This is a genomic window from Sphingomonas sp. SP3 (genome assembly GCF_058514305.1).
In genome coordinates this window covers 2,124,080-2,137,208 of sequence record NZ_JBZSOE010000001.1, presented here as the reverse complement: position 1 = coordinate 2,137,208, position 13,129 = coordinate 2,124,080, and the positions used below count along the sequence as shown (strand labels likewise).

The following is a 13,129-nucleotide window of genomic DNA, read 5'->3' as shown; positions in this document are numbered from 1 at the left end:
CGCCGGTGAAACTAGCGCCTGCGCGGCGTGGTCTTGAGCTTCGCCTTCTTGATCAGGTCACCGTACTGGTGCGCGATCAGGTGGCTCTGAATCTGGCTCACCGTATCCATCGTCACGTTGACCACGATCAGCAGGCTGGTGCCGCCCAAGCGGAAGTTCACGCCGGCCTGCGACGAGAGAATATCCGGGATCAGGCAGATCAGCACCAGGTATGACGCGCCGACCACGGTGATGCGGTTGAGTAGATAATCAAAATATTCTTCCGTGGCCTTGCCCGGGCGGATGCCCGGGATGAAGCCGCCGTGGCGCTTCAGGTTTTCGGCCGTTTCCTCGCTGTTGAACTGCACCGCTGTGTAGAAGAAGCAGAAGAAAGCAATGCCGAGGCCGTAGAGCAGCTCGTACGGGCCCGACCCGTGTTGTAGCCAGGTGCTGATGGTGATCAGCCAGTCGCTTGCACCGCTATCCGCACTCGCGCGATTGCCGGCCCAGTTGAGAAATGTCAGCGGCATCAGCAGCAGCGAAGAAGCGAAGATCGGCGGAATCACGCCGGCGGTGTTGAGCTTGATCGGAAGGTGCGAGCGCTCCTGCTGCATTCCCCGCGCGGTCTGGCGCTTGGGATATTGGATCAGGACGCGGCGCTGTGCTCGCTCCATGAAGCAGATGAACAGCACGAGGGCCGCGGTCAGGCCGACAATGCCGACGATGAGGACGCCGCTCAATGAGCCGGTGCGGCCGCCTTCGAGCAACTGGCCGATGGCCTGCGGAAGCCGGGCGACGATGCCGGCCATGATGATCAGCGAGACGCCGTTGCCGATGCCGCGGCTGGTGATCTGCTCACCGATCCACATCAGGAACATGGTGCCGCCGACAAGGCTCACGGTTCCCGCGACTTCGAACAGCAGGCCGGGCGCGACGACCGCGCTAATGCCCTGCCTAACGGACTGCGATTCCAGCCCGCGCACCGCGAGATAACCCTGGACCAGGGTGATCGCGACGGTCAGGTAGCGAGTATATTGATTGAGCCGCTTACGGCCCGTCTCGCCTTCCTTCTTAAGCGCAATCCACGGCCCGTAGAGCGTGCCCCCCAGCTGGATGACGATGGACGCCGTAATGTAGGGCATCACACCCAAAGCGACGATCGAGAAGCGCGACAAGGCACCGCCCGAAAAGGTGTTGAAAACGTCGAGGATGCCGCCGCTCTGGGTTTCATAGAGCGCGTTCATCGCAACCGGATCGATGCCCGGCACCGGAACGAACGACAGCAGGCGGAACAGGATCAGCGCGCCGATCGTGAACCACAGCCTTTTCTTGAGCTCGGTCGCTTTCTTGAAGTTGCCGAGCGTCAGGCTGGAGGCAAATTGTTCGGCTGCGGATGCCATCGAGTGAACTTCTCCGGAAAAACAAACGGCGGCGTTAGGCTGAACGCCCCCCGCCGCCGATATAGTGGCTCAACGCCGCTTGTCTAAGGCCCTTGGCAGTTAGGCCTGGGCCTTGGCGGCCAGACGCGCCTCGCGCACCTTGCCCTTCTTGGCTGCGGCAAGCTCGGCCGGGTTCTTGCGCTCGATCAGCTCGATCGAACCACCGGCCTTCTCGACCGCCTCGCGCGCGCCCTTCGACACGCCGGCGACCTTGAACGCCAGCTTCGCCTTGATCTCGCCCTTGCCGAGCAGGCGAACGCCGTCCTTGCCGCCACGAGCCAGGCCCGCGCCCTTCAGCGCATCATGGTCCAGCGTGCCCTTGATATCGAGCTTGCCGGCGTCGATCGCTTTCTGGACCGCACCAAGGTTCACCTCGGCATAATCCTTGGCGAAGATGTTGTTGAAGCCGCGCTTCGGCATGCGCATGTGAAGCGGCATCTGGCCGCCTTCGAAGCCGGCGATGGAAACGCCCGAGCGCGCCTTGGCGCCCTTCTGTCCGCGGCCGGCGGTCTTGCCGAGGCCGGAACCGATGCCGCGGCCGACGCGAACGCGTCCCTTACGGGCGCCAGCATTGTCCTTGAGTTCGTTCAGTTTCATGTCGTTGCACTCGCTTTCGCTTTTGTCGCGCAGCCCTTTAGGGCGGGATTGGGTTAGGCGTTTTCGACGCTGAGCAGGTGAGCGACCTTTCGCACCTGGCCGAGCACCTCGGGCGTGCCTTCAACCTCCACCGTGCGGTGGAGCTTGTTGAGGCCGAGCCCGACGAGCGTCGCGCGCTGCGTCTTGTCGCGGCGGATCGGCGACCCGGTCTGCGTAATCTTGATCTTCGCCATGACTATTACTCCGTCACCGCTTCGGCCTGGGCCTCGGCTTCAGCGGCGCTGGCGCCACCGCGACCGAGCAGGTCGGCAACCTTCTTGCCGCGACGCTGAGCGACCGAGCGCGGGCTCGTCTGCTCCTTGAGCGCCTCGAAGGTCGCGCGGATCATGTTGTACGGGTTGGACGTGCCGACCGACTTGGTGACCACGTCGGCAACGCCGAGGCTTTCGAAAATCGCGCGCATCGGACCGCCGGCGATAATGCCGGTTCCGGCCGGAGCCGAGCGGAGCGCCACGCGGCCTGCACCGAAATGACCTACGCCATCGTGGTGAAGCGTGCGGCCATCGCGTAGCGGAACGCGGATCATCGCCTTCTTCGCTGCAGCAGTCGCCTTGCTGATCGCTTCCGGCACTTCGCGCGCCTTGCCGTGACCGAAACCGGCGCGGCCCTTGCCGTCACCGACCACCACGAGCGCCGCGAAACCGAAGCGCTTACCGCCCTTCACGGTCTTCGAGACGCGGTTGATGTGGACGAGCTTCTCGATGAACTCTTCGCCACCCTCATCGTCGCCGCCACGGCCACGACGATCGTCGCGCCGGCCGCCACGGCCACGTCCACCGCCGCCATCGCGGCCACGCCCACCGCCGCGTCCGCCGCGCGGGCCGCGCTGCTGATGCGGTTGCTCGGGCGCCGCTTGCTCTTCGGCCTGGACCTGCTCGGCGGCCTGAGGCTGCTCGGGCGTTGACTGCTCAGCCGGTGCCGGAGTTGCCTCGGCAACTGCCGGGGCCTCGACCGGATCGGTGTTAGCGTCGTTGGTCTGCTGGTTCTCGTCTTGCATTCTAGAACTCCAGTCCGCCTTCGCGGGCAGCGTCGGCGAGGGCCTTCACCCGGCCATGGAACAGGAAGCCGCCGCGATCGAACACGACCTGGCTGACCCCGGCCTTCTTGGCACGCTCGGCGAGCGCCTTGCCAACAGCGGCAGCGCCGTCCTTGGTCGCGCCCGCCTTGCCCTTGACGTCCTTGTCGAGGGTCGAGGCCGAAGCGAGCGTAACGCCCGCCGTGTCGTCGATGACCTGGGCATAAATGTGCCGGCCCGAACGATGGACCGAAAGCCGCGGCTTGCCTGCGGCACGCGCGCGAAGCGCGGTGCGGACACGACGGCGGCGGCGTTCGAAGAGAGAGAGATGAGCCATGGCTTACTTCTTCTTGCCTTCTTTGCGGAAGATGTACTCGCCGCGATACTTGATGCCCTTGCCCTTGTACGGCTCGGGCTTGCGCCAGCGGCGGATCTCGGCGGCGACCTGACCGACCTTCTGCTTATCGATGCCGCTGATCTCGACCGTGTTCTGGTCGGGAGTCTTGACCTCGACGCCTTCAGGCACCGGGAAGTTCACGTCGTGGCTGTAGCCAAGCTGAAGTCGCAGGTTCTTGCCCTGGGCTTGGGCGCGGTACCCGACGCCGTTGATCTCAAGCACCTTGGTGAAGCCCTCGGTCACACCGGTGACGAGGTTCTGCACGTTGGTGCGGGTCATGCCCCACGCGGCGCGGTTGCGCTGCGCATCGGTCAGCGGAGTCACGCGGATCTCGCCTTCGGCGATCTCATATTTCACGAGATCGTCGAGCAGCTGCATCGACAGCGTGCCCTTCGGGCCCTTGACGGTGAGGATCTGGCCCTCGACCGCGGCGCTGACACCCGAAGGCATCGCCACCGGCTTTTTACCGATGCGAGACATTAGAATACCTCCGCCAGGACTTCGCCGCCGACGTTCTGCTCACGCGCTTCGGCATCCGACAGAACGCCGCGCGGGGTCGACACGATGATCGTGCCAAGCCCGTTGCGGATCCTCGGAAGTTCCTGAGCGCCGGAGTAGACCCGACGACCGGGCTTCGACACGCGCGCCAGATGCTGGATCGCGGGCTGGCCCTCGAAATATTTAAGCTCGATGCGAAGGCCCTTCTGGCCCGCCAGCTCTTCTTCCGAATAGCCGCGGATGTAGCCTTCACGCTGAAGCACATCGAGCACGTTCGCGCGCAGCTTCGAGGCCGGCGTAAGGATCGAATCCTTGCGCGCCGACTGGCCGTTGCGAATGCGGGTGAGCATATCACCCAAGGGATCGGTCATTGCCATTCGAGGTCCCTTACCAGCTCGACTTGGTGACACCGGGGATCAGGCCCTTATTGGCCAGTTCCCGGAGCATGATCCGCGACAAGCGGAACTTGCGGTAATAAGCGCGCGACCGGCCGGTCAGCTCGCAGCGGTTACGAACCCGGGTTGGGTTCCCGTTGCGGGGCAGCTCGGCCATCTTCAGGCGCGCGATCAGACGCTCGGTCTCATCACGCGACTCATCGTTCGCGATCTCCTTGAGCTTCGCGTACTTCGCTGCATTCTTCTCAACGAGCTTCTTGCGACGCTCGTTCTTATTGATCGAACTCAGTTTCGCCATGACTTAAGTTCTTCTCCTAAGGGGAGCCCGCTTACGCGGCCTCCCGCTGCTCCTCAGCCGGGAAGGGGAAGTTGAACAGGCGCAGCAATTCCCGCGCCTCCTCATCCGTCTTCGCGGTGGTGGTGATGATGACGTCCATTCCCCGGACCTTGTCGATCTGGTCGTAGTTGATCTCGGGGAAAATGATCTGCTCCTTGAGGCCGAGGGCGTAATTGCCGCGGCCGTCGAACGACTTGGGGTTAAGACCGCGGAAGTCGCGCACGCGCGGCAGCGCGATCGTCACCAGACGATCGAGGAATTCGTACATGCGCTCGCGGCGCAGCGTGACCTTGCAGCCGATCGGCATGCCTTCACGCAGCTTGAACTGCGCGATCGACTTCTTGGCCTTGGTGATCACCGGCTTCTGGCCGGAAATCTGCTGCATCTCGCCCGCCGCGGTTTCGACCTTCTTCTTGTCCTGGGTCGCTTCGCCAACGCCCATGTTGATCACGATCTTTTCAAGGCGCGGCACTTCGAGCTTGTTCTTGTAGCCGAAGCGCTCGGTCATCTCCTTGACGATGCGATCGTCATAGTCGGCGCGAAGGCGCGGCTTATAGTCCTTCGGCATCTTGGACGGCTTTGCCGCCTTCGGTGCCTGGGGAACCGCCGCCTCTTCGACCTTCGGCAAAGCCTCGATCTGCTCGGCTTCGGCCTTCTCGGCGTCACCGACGAGCTCGACCTGATCGGCCGCCGGGACTTCGGTCTCTTCGACCGGGTTCTTTTCGTCAGCCATGGATCATTTCTCCAGACTTGGCCGCAACGCGGACCTTCTTGCCGTCACGCACTTCGAAGCGGACTCGCGTGGCCTTGCCGCCCTTGGGGTCGGCAATCGCGACGTTCGACATGTGCAGCGGCGCTTCCTTGCGCTCGATCCCGCCCTGCGGGTTCAGCTGCGACGGCTTGCGATGGCGCGCGTGGACGTTCACGCCCGACACGACGACCTTCATTTCCTTGGGCATCGAGCGGATAACTTCACCCGTCTTGCCCTTGTCCTTGCCGGTCAGGACGACGACTTGGTCGCCCTTGCGGATCTTGGCAGCAGCCATGGTTACAGCACCTCCGGCGCAAGGCTGATGATCTTCATGTGCTTGCGCGCACGAAGCTCACGGACGACCGGGCCAAAGATACGGGTGCCGATCGGCTCCTCGTTCTTGTTGACCAGCACCGCCGCGTTGGAATCGAAGCGGATCACCGAACCGTCCGGACGGCGGATGTCCTTGGCCGTGCGAACGATGACGGCGCGGTGCACGTCACCCTTCTTCACACGGCCGCGGGGCTGCGCTTCCTTGACGGAAACGACAATGATGTCGCCAACGCCCGCGGTGCGCCGCTTGGAGCCGCCCAGCACCTTGATGCACTGAACGCGCTTGGCGCCGCTGTTGTCCGCAACGTCCAGGTTGGACTGCATCTGGATCATGGTTCGACCCTTATCCTCTCAAATTCACTCAGGCGTCCGCGTCGGCGACGTCTTCGGCTTTCGCCTTTGCCGTCTTCTTCGCGGGCTTCTTTTCGGCCTTTTCCTCGGCTGGCGCCGAAGGCTGGGCCTCCGGGTTCAGCGCTTCCGGATCGGCGATTTCGACCGCGACGGCCTTGGCCGCGCCGATACGGTCGAGCACCGTCCACGTCTTCAGCTTGGAGATCGGGGCGCATTCCTCAATGCGCACCTGCTCACCCGCCTTGAAGGCGTTGCCCTCATCATGGGCATGGTACTTCTTCGACAGCTTGATGATCTTGCCGTAGAGCGGGTGCTTCACCCGACGCTCGACACGGACCACCACGGTCTTGTCACCCTTGTCTGACACCACGGTGCCGGTGAGGACGCGCTTAGGCATCTTCTATACTCTCCTCAGGCCTTCGCCGCTTCGGCGCGGGCACGTTGGGTCTGCAGCGTCTTGATCTGCGCGATGGTGCGGCGAACTTCGCGCACACGGCTCGGCTTCTCGAGCTGGTTGGTCGCCGACTGGAAGCGCAGGTTGAACTGCTCGCGCTTCAACTCGCCAAGCTGCTGCTGCAGCTGGTCGTCAGTCTTTTGCTTGAGATCATCGATCGCAGGCATCTTACTTTTCCTCCTCGGCCAGGGTCTCGCCCAGACGGGCAACGACCTTGGTCTTGATCGGCAGCTTCTCGGCGGCGCGCTCAAACGCGGTCTTGGCAAGGTGGCCGGGAACGCCATCGAGCTCGAACAGAATCCGGCCCGGCTTCACCCGAGCGACCCAGAATTCGGGCGAGCCCTTGCCCGAGCCCATGCGGACTTCGGCCGGCTTCGAGCTTACCGGAACGTCCGGGAAAATGCGGATCCACAAGCGACCCGAGCGCTTGATGTGACGCGTGATCGCGCGGCGGGCCGCTTCGATCTGGCGCGCGGTGATCCGCTCCGGCTCCATGGCCTTGAGGCCGAAAGCGCCGAAGTTGAGCTCGGTCCCGCCCTTGGCATTGCCATGGATGCGGCCCTTGAAGGCCTTGCGGAACTTGGTGCGCTTAGGTTGCAGCATGTCTTACTTTTCCTTCGCGCTTACCGGTTGCCGCGCTCTTCGCGCGCCGGGCGGACACCGGAGGTCTGAGCCTCCATCATCAGCCGGTCCTGAGCGAGCGGATCGTGCCCGAGGATCTCACCCTTGAAGACCCAAACCTTGACGCCGCACACGCCGTAAGCGGTGTGGGCCTCGGCCTCGGCATAATCGACGTTGCCGCGCAGCGTGTGCAGCGGAACCCGGCCTTCGCGGTACCATTCGGTGCGCGCGATTTCCGCGCCGCCGAGACGGCCCGAGCAGGTGATACGAATGCCTTCGGCGCCGAGACGAAGCGCCGACTGAACGGCGCGCTTCATCGCGCGGCGGAAAGCGATGCGGCGCTCGAGCTGGTCGGCAACGCCCTGGGCGACGAGCTTGGCGTCGATCTCCGGCTTGCGGATCTCGACGATGTTGAGGCTGACTTCGGAGCCGGTCATCTTCGACAGCTCTTTCTTCAGCTTCTCGATATCGGCACCCTTCTTGCCGATAATCACGCCCGGGCGTGCGGCATAGATCGAGATCCGGCAGATCTTCGCCGGACGCTCGATGACGACCTTGGAGATCGCCGCCTGCGGCGCCTTCTTCAGGATATACTTGCGGATCGTCAGGTCCTCTAGGAGCAGGCGGCCATAATCGGCGCCTTCCGCGAACCAACGGCTGTCCCAGGTACGGTTGATCTGCAGGCGAAGCCCGACAGGAGAGGTTTTCTGACCCATTTTAAGCTTCTTCCTGCTCGCGAACGACGACGCGGATGCGGCTGAACGGCTTGACGATCCGGCTGGAGCGGCCACGCGCACGGGTCGCGAAGCGCTTCATCGAGATCGACTTGCCGACACTGGCCTCGGCGACGACGAGCGCGTCGACGTCGAGGTTGTGGTTGTTCTCGGCATTGGCGACCGCGGACGCTAGCACCTTGCGTACGTCATCGGCCATCGCCTTGGGCGAGAACTTCAAGATGTTGAGCGCTTCCTCGACCTTGAGGCCGCGGATCATGGTCGCGACGAGGTTCAGCTTGCGGGCCGAGCCACGGATCGTGTTGCCGATCGCGAGCGCTTCCTTGTCGCTGACTTTACGGGGTGCCGCTGGCTTGCTCATGATCAGCGGCCCTTCTTGTCGGACGCGTGGCCGTGGAAGGTGCGCGTCGGGGCGAACTCACCGAGCTTCATTCCGACCATGTCTTCATTGACCGACACCGGCACGAACTTGCGGCCGTTGTAGACATTGAAGGTCAGGCCGACGAACTGCGGCAGGATCGTCGAACGGCGCGACCAGGTCTTGATCGGCGCGCGCTTGCTGCTGTCCTGCGCAGCTTCCGCCTTCTTAAGAAGCGAAAGCTCGACGAACGGACCTTTCCAGATGGAACGGGCCATGGATTAACCCTTCTTCTTCGCGTGACGCGACCGAATGATGAACTTGTCGGTCGCCTTGTTGTGACGGGTGCGGGCACCCTTGGTCGGCTTGCCCCACGGAGTGACCGGGTGACGGCCGCCCGAGGTCCGGCCCTCACCACCGCCGTGCGGGTGGTCGACCGGGTTCTTGGCGACACCGCGCGTCAGCGGGCGCTTGCCCATCCAACGCGTGCGGCCCGCCTTGGCCAGCGTCTGGTTGCCGTTGTCGGGGTTCGACACCGCGCCAACGGTCGCCATGCAGTCCGAGCGCACATAGCGCTGCTCGCCTGAATTGAGCCTGACGATGACCATTCCGCGATCGCGGCCAACGACCTGCACATAAGTGCCGGCGGCGCGAGCAATCTGGCCACCCTTGCCGGGCTTCATCTCGACGTTGTGGACAATCGTGCCGACCGGCATCTGGCCGATCTCCATCGCATTGCCCGGCTTCACGTCGACCTTCTTGCCGGCAACGATCTTGTCGCCCGGCGCAAGGCGCTGCGGCGCGATGATGTAAGCCTGCTCGCCGCCCTCGTAGGTCACGAGCGCGATGAAGGCCGACCGGTTCGGGTCATATTCCAGGCGCTCGACGGTCGCCGGGACGTCCCAGGTGCGGCGCTTGAAATCGATGATCCGGTACTTCTGCTTGTGACCGCCGGCGATGCCGCGCGAGGTCACATGGCCCTTGTTGTTGCGGCCACCGGTCTTGCGCTTGCCTTCGGTAAGCGCCTTGACGGGCTTGCCCTTCCAAAGCGCCGACTTGTCGACCAGGATCAGGCCGCGGCGGGCCGGAGAGGTCGGCTTATATTGCTTGAGAGCCATTATGCCCGCACCCCTTCGGTAATGTCGATCGACTGACCTTCAGCCAGGCGAACGATCGCTTTCTTCATGTCCGAGCGCTGGTAGGGCTTGCCCTTCCACTTCTTGGTCTTGCCCTTGGTGACCATGGTGTTCACGCCGACGACGGTCACGCCGAACAGCGCTTCGACCGCCGCCTTGATCTCCGGCTTGGTCGCCTTGGGCGCGACGCGGAACACAACCGAATTGGTTTCCGACAGCATGGTCGACTTCTCGGTGATGTGCGGCGCGAGCACGATGTCGAAATGGCGCGCATCGAGCGCCGTCTGCGGCTTCTTAGCCATTGAACCGGGCCTCCAGCTTTTCGACCGCGGCGCGGGTCAGAACCAGCGTCTCGTGGCGCATGATGTCGTAGACGTTGGCGCCAACTGCCGGCAGCAGGTTGATGCTTTCGAGGTTCGACGAAGCGCGGGCGAAACCGACGTTGAGCGCATCACCGTCAATCACCAGCGCCGTCTTGCCGAACCCCAGCTTGCCGAGCTGCGCCTTCAGCGTCTTGGTCTTGCCCTCGGCGACGTCGAGATTGTCGAGCACGAGGAGGTTGCCCTCTTTCGCCTTCGACGACAGCGCCATTTTCAGGCCCAGCTGGCGAACCTTCTTGTTGAGGCTCGAGATGAACACGCGGGCGCGGGGACCGTGGGCCTTGCCGCCGCCGATGAAGATCGGGGCGCGGCGATCGCCGTGACGAGCCGTACCGCCGCCCTTCTGGCGACCGAACTTCTTGCCGGTGCGGGCAACGTCGCTGCGCTCACGCGCCGCACGCGCCGGGGCGCGACGGTTGATGAGCTGCCACGTAACGACGCGGTGAAGGATGTCGGCGCGCGGCTCAACGGCGAAAATATCGTCCTTGAGCTCGATGTCGCCACCAGCCTTGGCGTCGAGGGTCTGTACCTTGACCTTCATCTTAGCCTTCCTTGCCTTCGTCGGCGTCAGAGGCAGGCTTCGCGCTGTCCTCGGCCGCTTGGGCTTTTTCATTGTCTTCAGCCTGAGCTGCGTCGGCGGCATCGGCGTCCGCTGCCTCGGCGGCTTCCGCCGCGGCGGCAGCACCGGCTTCCTGCTCAGCGGCGATGGCGGCGACTTCCTCATCGCTCGGCAGCGCCGGAATCTCGTGAACCGCGGCGTCGTCGACCAGGCCGGCGGTCGGAACTTCGGCCTCTTCCGGCTTCATCTCTTCGAGGATGCCAGCCGGATAAGGCGCGGTGTCGTGACGCGGCAGCTTCACCGCGTCCTGAACCGTCAGCCAGCTGCCCTTGTGGCCCGGAACCGAGCCCTTGACGAAGAGCAGGCCGCGGATCGCGTCGGTGCGCACGATTTCGAGGTTCTGCTGAGTGCGATTGCGGGCGCCCATGTGGCCCGCCATCTTCTTGTTCTTGAACACGCGGCCCGGATCCTGGCGGTTGCCGGTCGAACCGTGCGAACGGTGCGAAACCGAGACGCCGTGGGTCGCGCGGAGACCGCCGAAGCCCCAGCGCTTCATCGCGCCGGCAAAGCCCTTGCCCTGCGTCACGCCGCAGATGTCGACGAACTGGCCGGCGACGAAATGGTCGGCGCTGATGTGGGATCCGATGTCGAGGAGAGCGTCGTCAGCGACGCGGAATTCGGCGACGCGGGCCTTGGGCTCGACCTCCGCCTTGCCGAACGCAACGCGCTGCGGCTTGGCGACATTCTTCGCCTTCGCCTTGCCAGCGCCGAGCTGAACGGCGGTGTATCCGTCGCGGTCCTTTTCGCGGCGGCCGATAACCTGCACGTCGTCCAGCTGCAGAACGGTAACCGGCACATGCCGTCCGTCCGCCTGGAACAAGCGGGTCATTCCGACCTTCTTCGCGATCACGCCGGTGCGCATGATCAAACTCCTCAACAGAGGCACACGGGGAAATCCCATGTGCGTGAAGCCCATCCAAATGTTTGCGTGCCCCGCCTGGGCTAGAGCTTCCCTGAAGGAAGCGGCGGGGACGCAGCCCGGAGCTAACCTCCGGCGGTATCACCCAGTTTGCCTCGCCATCCCCGCCTTCGCGGGGACTAAAGGCAAGCTCGCTTACGCGAGCTTGATCTCCACATCGACGCCGGCGGCAAGATCGAGCTTCATCAGCGCGTCAACCGTCTGCGGCGTGGGCTGCACGATATCGAGCAGCCGCTTGTAAGTCCGGACCTCGAACTGCTCGCGCGACTTCTTGTCGACGTGCGGCGAGCGGTTGACGGTGAACTTCTCGATACGCGTCGGCAGGGGAATGGGTCCGCGAATGAGAGCACCCGTACGGCGCGCCGTGTCGGCGATGTCGCCAGTAGCCTGATCCAGCACTCGATGATCGAAAGCCTTCAGGCGAATCCGGATGTTCTGCGTTTCCATGTCCCTACCGATGCGAAAGAGCCAACGAGCCTTGGCCTGAGCCAAAGCCCGCTAATCAAACAAACTCAAAAGCGAACCGCGCGACCCTGATCCAGAATCGCGCGGTTGGCGCCCTATATTACTTAGAGATCGTTCCGACAACCCCCGCGCCGACCGTACGGCCGCCTTCGCGGATTGCGAAGCGAAGACCTGGGTCCATCGCGATCGGAGCGATCAGCTTCACGCCCAGGCTGACGTTGTCGCCAGGCATGACCATCTCGGTGCCTTCCGGCAGCTGAACTTCGCCCGTCACGTCGGTCGTGCGGAAGTAGAACTGCGGACGGTAGTTGGCGAAGAACGGCGTGTGACGGCCGCCCTCGTCCTTCGACAGGACGTAAACCTCAGCCGAGAAGTCCGTGTGCGGCGTGATCGAGCCGGGCTTGCACAGCACCTGGCCGCGCTCGACGTCTTCACGGCCGACGCCACGAAGCAGCGCGCCGATGTTGTCGCCCGCTTGGCCCTGATCGAGCAGCTTGCGGAACATCTCGACGCCGGTGACGACGGTCTTCTGGGTGTCGCGGATGCCGACGATCTCGACTTCCTCGCCAACCTTGACGATGCCCTGCTCGACACGGCCGGTCACGACGGTGCCGCGGCCCGAGATCGAGAACACGTCCTCGATCGGCATCAGGAACGGCTTGTCGAGCGGACGCTCCGGCTGCGGAATCCAATCGTCCACGGCCTTCATCAGCTCCATGACCTTCTCGTCGCCGATGTTGGCATCGCGATCCTCGAGGACGGCAAGGGCCGAACCGGCAACGATCGGAATGTTGTCGCCGTCGAAGCCGCGCTTGGAAAGCTCCTCGCGGATTTCGAGCTCGACGAGTTCCAGAAGTTCCGGATCGTCGACCTGGTCGACCTTGTTGAGGAAGACGACCATGGTCGGAACGCCGACCTGCGCCGCGAGCAGGATGTGCTCCTTGGTCTGCGGCATCGGGCCGTCAGCAGCCGACACGACGAGGATCGCGCCGTCCATCTGGGCAGCGCCGGTGATCATGTTCTTCACATAGTCGGCGTGGCCCGGGCAGTCGACGTGCGCATAGTGGCGCTTTTCGGTCTCATACTCGACGTGCGCGGTCGAGATGGTGATGCCGCGCTCGCGCTCTTCCGGCGCCTTGTCGATGTTGGCGAAGTCGACGGCTTCACCGCCGCCGTGCTTCGACAGCACCTTGGTGATTGCAGCCGTCAGCGACGTCTTGCCATGGTCGACGTGACCGATGGTGCCGATGTTCACGTGCGGCTTATTCCGCTCGAATTTAGCCTTAGCCAT

Annotated in this window: 21 protein-coding genes and 2 pseudogenes; all 23 read right to left on the bottom strand. The window is 63.8% G+C overall.

The genetic code is table 11. The annotated features are described in order from the left end of the window. Positions 1-11 precede the first annotated feature (11 nt). Entirely contained in the window at positions 12-1,379 is a 1,368-nt protein-coding gene (gene secY / locus AC4K8G_RS11150; protein WP_491734218.1) for a preprotein translocase subunit SecY, read from the bottom strand. Between the two features lie 99 nt (positions 1,380-1,478). Then, positions 1,479-2,015, bottom strand: coding sequence for a 50S ribosomal protein L15 (gene rplO / locus AC4K8G_RS11145; RefSeq protein WP_491734217.1), 537 nt, complete (start codon positions 2,013-2,015; stop codon positions 1,479-1,481). A gap of 53 nt (positions 2,016-2,068) precedes the next feature. Beyond that, positions 2,069-2,248, bottom strand: coding sequence for a 50S ribosomal protein L30 (rpmD, locus tag AC4K8G_RS11140; protein ID WP_491734216.1), 180 nt, complete (start codon positions 2,246-2,248; stop codon positions 2,069-2,071). 5 nt (positions 2,249-2,253) lie between these two features. Continuing rightward, the gene (gene rpsE / locus AC4K8G_RS11135) at positions 2,254-3,072 is read right to left on the bottom strand and encodes a 30S ribosomal protein S5 (RefSeq protein ID WP_491734215.1); all 819 of its coding nucleotides are present in this window, start codon (positions 3,070-3,072) and stop codon (positions 2,254-2,256) included. Between the two features lies 1 nt (position 3,073). Further along, positions 3,074-3,427 (bottom strand): 50S ribosomal protein L18, encoded by a 354-nt coding sequence (rplR, locus tag AC4K8G_RS11130; protein ID WP_491734214.1) that lies wholly within the window; start codon positions 3,425-3,427, stop codon positions 3,074-3,076. A gap of 3 nt (positions 3,428-3,430) precedes the next feature. Then, on the bottom strand, positions 3,431-3,967 hold the full coding sequence (gene rplF, locus AC4K8G_RS11125; protein ID WP_491734213.1) for a 50S ribosomal protein L6: 537 nt from the start codon (positions 3,965-3,967) through the stop codon (positions 3,431-3,433). Continuing rightward, entirely contained in the window at positions 3,967-4,362 is a 396-nt protein-coding gene (gene rpsH, locus AC4K8G_RS11120) for a 30S ribosomal protein S8 (RefSeq protein WP_491734212.1), read from the bottom strand. The genes rplF and rpsH overlap by 1 nt, the downstream gene beginning before the upstream one ends. A 10-nt stretch (positions 4,363-4,372) precedes the next feature. After that, positions 4,373-4,678, bottom strand: a complete 306-nt coding sequence (rpsN, locus tag AC4K8G_RS11115; RefSeq protein WP_491734211.1) for a 30S ribosomal protein S14 — start codon at positions 4,676-4,678, stop codon at positions 4,373-4,375. A gap of 31 nt (positions 4,679-4,709) precedes the next feature. Beyond that, positions 4,710-5,285: a 50S ribosomal protein L5 gene (gene rplE, locus AC4K8G_RS11110; protein WP_491734455.1), complete on the bottom strand. Its 576-nt coding sequence runs from the start codon at positions 5,283-5,285 to the stop codon at positions 4,710-4,712. 157 nt (positions 5,286-5,442) lie between these two features. Next, the gene (gene rplX / locus AC4K8G_RS11105; RefSeq protein ID WP_491734210.1) at positions 5,443-5,763 is read right to left on the bottom strand and encodes a 50S ribosomal protein L24; all 321 of its coding nucleotides are present in this window, start codon (positions 5,761-5,763) and stop codon (positions 5,443-5,445) included. Between the two features lie 2 nt (positions 5,764-5,765). Then, positions 5,766-6,134, bottom strand: a complete 369-nt coding sequence (gene rplN, locus AC4K8G_RS11100) for a 50S ribosomal protein L14 (protein ID WP_491734209.1) — start codon at positions 6,132-6,134, stop codon at positions 5,766-5,768. 169 nt (positions 6,135-6,303) lie between these two features. Continuing rightward, positions 6,304-6,549, bottom strand: a pseudogene (rpsQ, locus tag AC4K8G_RS11095) (30S ribosomal protein S17); the annotation flags it as partial. A gap of 14 nt (positions 6,550-6,563) precedes the next feature. Beyond that, positions 6,564-6,773 (bottom strand): 50S ribosomal protein L29, encoded by a 210-nt coding sequence (gene rpmC, locus AC4K8G_RS11090; RefSeq protein ID WP_491734208.1) that lies wholly within the window; start codon positions 6,771-6,773, stop codon positions 6,564-6,566. Position 6,774: 1 nt separating this feature from the next. After that, positions 6,775-7,209 (bottom strand): 50S ribosomal protein L16, encoded by a 435-nt coding sequence (gene rplP / locus AC4K8G_RS11085; protein WP_491734207.1) that lies wholly within the window; start codon positions 7,207-7,209, stop codon positions 6,775-6,777. 20 nt (positions 7,210-7,229) lie between these two features. Further along, positions 7,230-7,943: a 30S ribosomal protein S3 gene (gene rpsC, locus AC4K8G_RS11080; RefSeq protein ID WP_491734206.1), complete on the bottom strand. Its 714-nt coding sequence runs from the start codon at positions 7,941-7,943 to the stop codon at positions 7,230-7,232. Between the two features lies 1 nt (position 7,944). Then, positions 7,945-8,322, bottom strand: coding sequence for a 50S ribosomal protein L22 (gene rplV, locus AC4K8G_RS11075; protein ID WP_491734205.1), 378 nt, complete (start codon positions 8,320-8,322; stop codon positions 7,945-7,947). 2 nt (positions 8,323-8,324) lie between these two features. Beyond that, positions 8,325-8,597 (bottom strand): 30S ribosomal protein S19, encoded by a 273-nt coding sequence (gene rpsS, locus AC4K8G_RS11070; protein WP_491734204.1) that lies wholly within the window; start codon positions 8,595-8,597, stop codon positions 8,325-8,327. A gap of 3 nt (positions 8,598-8,600) precedes the next feature. After that, a complete protein-coding gene (rplB, locus tag AC4K8G_RS11065) occupies positions 8,601-9,437 on the bottom strand; it encodes a 50S ribosomal protein L2 (RefSeq protein ID WP_491734203.1) in 837 nt (278 codons plus the stop codon). Further along, positions 9,437-9,757, bottom strand: a complete 321-nt coding sequence (locus AC4K8G_RS11060) for a 50S ribosomal protein L23 (RefSeq protein ID WP_491734202.1) — start codon at positions 9,755-9,757, stop codon at positions 9,437-9,439. Before AC4K8G_RS11060 ends, rplB begins: the two co-directional genes overlap by 1 nt. Then, positions 9,750-10,376, bottom strand: coding sequence for a 50S ribosomal protein L4 (gene rplD, locus AC4K8G_RS11055; RefSeq protein ID WP_491734201.1), 627 nt, complete (start codon positions 10,374-10,376; stop codon positions 9,750-9,752). The genes AC4K8G_RS11060 and rplD overlap by 8 nt, the downstream gene beginning before the upstream one ends. A 274-nt stretch (positions 10,377-10,650) precedes the next feature. After that, positions 10,651-11,316, bottom strand: a pseudogene (gene rplC / locus AC4K8G_RS11050) (50S ribosomal protein L3); the annotation flags it as partial. Between the two features lie 192 nt (positions 11,317-11,508). After that, the gene (rpsJ, locus tag AC4K8G_RS11045) at positions 11,509-11,820 is read right to left on the bottom strand and encodes a 30S ribosomal protein S10 (protein ID WP_028969184.1); all 312 of its coding nucleotides are present in this window, start codon (positions 11,818-11,820) and stop codon (positions 11,509-11,511) included. A gap of 118 nt (positions 11,821-11,938) precedes the next feature. Then, positions 11,939-13,129 carry an elongation factor Tu gene (tuf, locus tag AC4K8G_RS11040; protein WP_491734200.1) on the bottom strand — a complete coding sequence of 397 codons (1,191 nt, stop codon included), beginning with the start codon at positions 13,127-13,129 and terminating at the stop codon, positions 11,939-11,941.

Excerpts from the sequence above, each read along its gene's own strand:
- AC4K8G_RS11060 (WP_491734202.1), bottom strand. The coding sequence starts at position 9,757 with ATGGCTAAGAAGCCGCAGACGGCGCTCGATGCGCGCCATTTCGACATC.
- rplB (WP_491734203.1), bottom strand. The coding sequence starts at position 9,437 with ATGGCTCTCAAGCAATATAAGCCGACCTCTCCGGCCCGCCGCGGCCTG.
- rpmD (WP_491734216.1), bottom strand. The coding sequence starts at position 2,248 with ATGGCGAAGATCAAGATTACGCAGACCGGGTCGCCGATCCGCCGCGAC.
- rpmC (WP_491734208.1), bottom strand. The coding sequence starts at position 6,773 with ATGCCTGCGATCGATGATCTCAAGCAAAAGACTGACGACCAGCTGCAG.
- rplR (WP_491734214.1), bottom strand. The coding sequence starts at position 3,427 with ATGGCTCATCTCTCTCTCTTCGAACGCCGCCGCCGTCGTGTCCGCACC.
- rplO (WP_491734217.1), bottom strand. The coding sequence starts at position 2,015 with ATGAAACTGAACGAACTCAAGGACAATGCTGGCGCCCGTAAGGGACGC.
- rpsS (WP_491734204.1), bottom strand. The coding sequence starts at position 8,597 with ATGGCCCGTTCCATCTGGAAAGGTCCGTTCGTCGAGCTTTCGCTTCTT.
- rpsN (WP_491734211.1), bottom strand. The coding sequence starts at position 4,678 with ATGGCGAAACTGAGTTCGATCAATAAGAACGAGCGTCGCAAGAAGCTC.
- rplF (WP_491734213.1), bottom strand. The coding sequence starts at position 3,967 with ATGTCTCGCATCGGTAAAAAGCCGGTGGCGATGCCTTCGGGTGTCAGC.
- rplE (WP_491734455.1), bottom strand. The coding sequence starts at position 5,285 with ATGCCGAAGGACTATAAGCCGCGCCTTCGCGCCGACTATGACGATCGC.
- rplV (WP_491734205.1), bottom strand. The coding sequence starts at position 8,322 with ATGAGCAAGCCAGCGGCACCCCGTAAAGTCAGCGACAAGGAAGCGCTC.
- rplN (WP_491734209.1), bottom strand. The coding sequence starts at position 6,134 with ATGATCCAGATGCAGTCCAACCTGGACGTTGCGGACAACAGCGGCGCC.
- tuf (WP_491734200.1), bottom strand. The coding sequence starts at position 13,129 with ATGGCTAAGGCTAAATTCGAGCGGAATAAGCCGCACGTGAACATCGGC.
- rpsJ (WP_028969184.1), bottom strand. The coding sequence starts at position 11,820 with ATGGAAACGCAGAACATCCGGATTCGCCTGAAGGCTTTCGATCATCGA.
- rplP (WP_491734207.1), bottom strand. The coding sequence starts at position 7,209 with ATGCTGCAACCTAAGCGCACCAAGTTCCGCAAGGCCTTCAAGGGCCGC.
- secY (WP_491734218.1), bottom strand. The coding sequence starts at position 1,379 with ATGGCATCCGCAGCCGAACAATTTGCCTCCAGCCTGACGCTCGGCAAC.
- rplX (WP_491734210.1), bottom strand. The coding sequence starts at position 5,763 with ATGGCTGCTGCCAAGATCCGCAAGGGCGACCAAGTCGTCGTCCTGACC.
- rpsC (WP_491734206.1), bottom strand. The coding sequence starts at position 7,943 with ATGGGTCAGAAAACCTCTCCTGTCGGGCTTCGCCTGCAGATCAACCGT.
- rpsE (WP_491734215.1), bottom strand. The coding sequence starts at position 3,072 with ATGCAAGACGAGAACCAGCAGACCAACGACGCTAACACCGATCCGGTC.
- rpsH (WP_491734212.1), bottom strand. The coding sequence starts at position 4,362 with ATGGCAATGACCGATCCCTTGGGTGATATGCTCACCCGCATTCGCAAC.
- rplD (WP_491734201.1), bottom strand. The coding sequence starts at position 10,376 with ATGAAGGTCAAGGTACAGACCCTCGACGCCAAGGCTGGTGGCGACATC.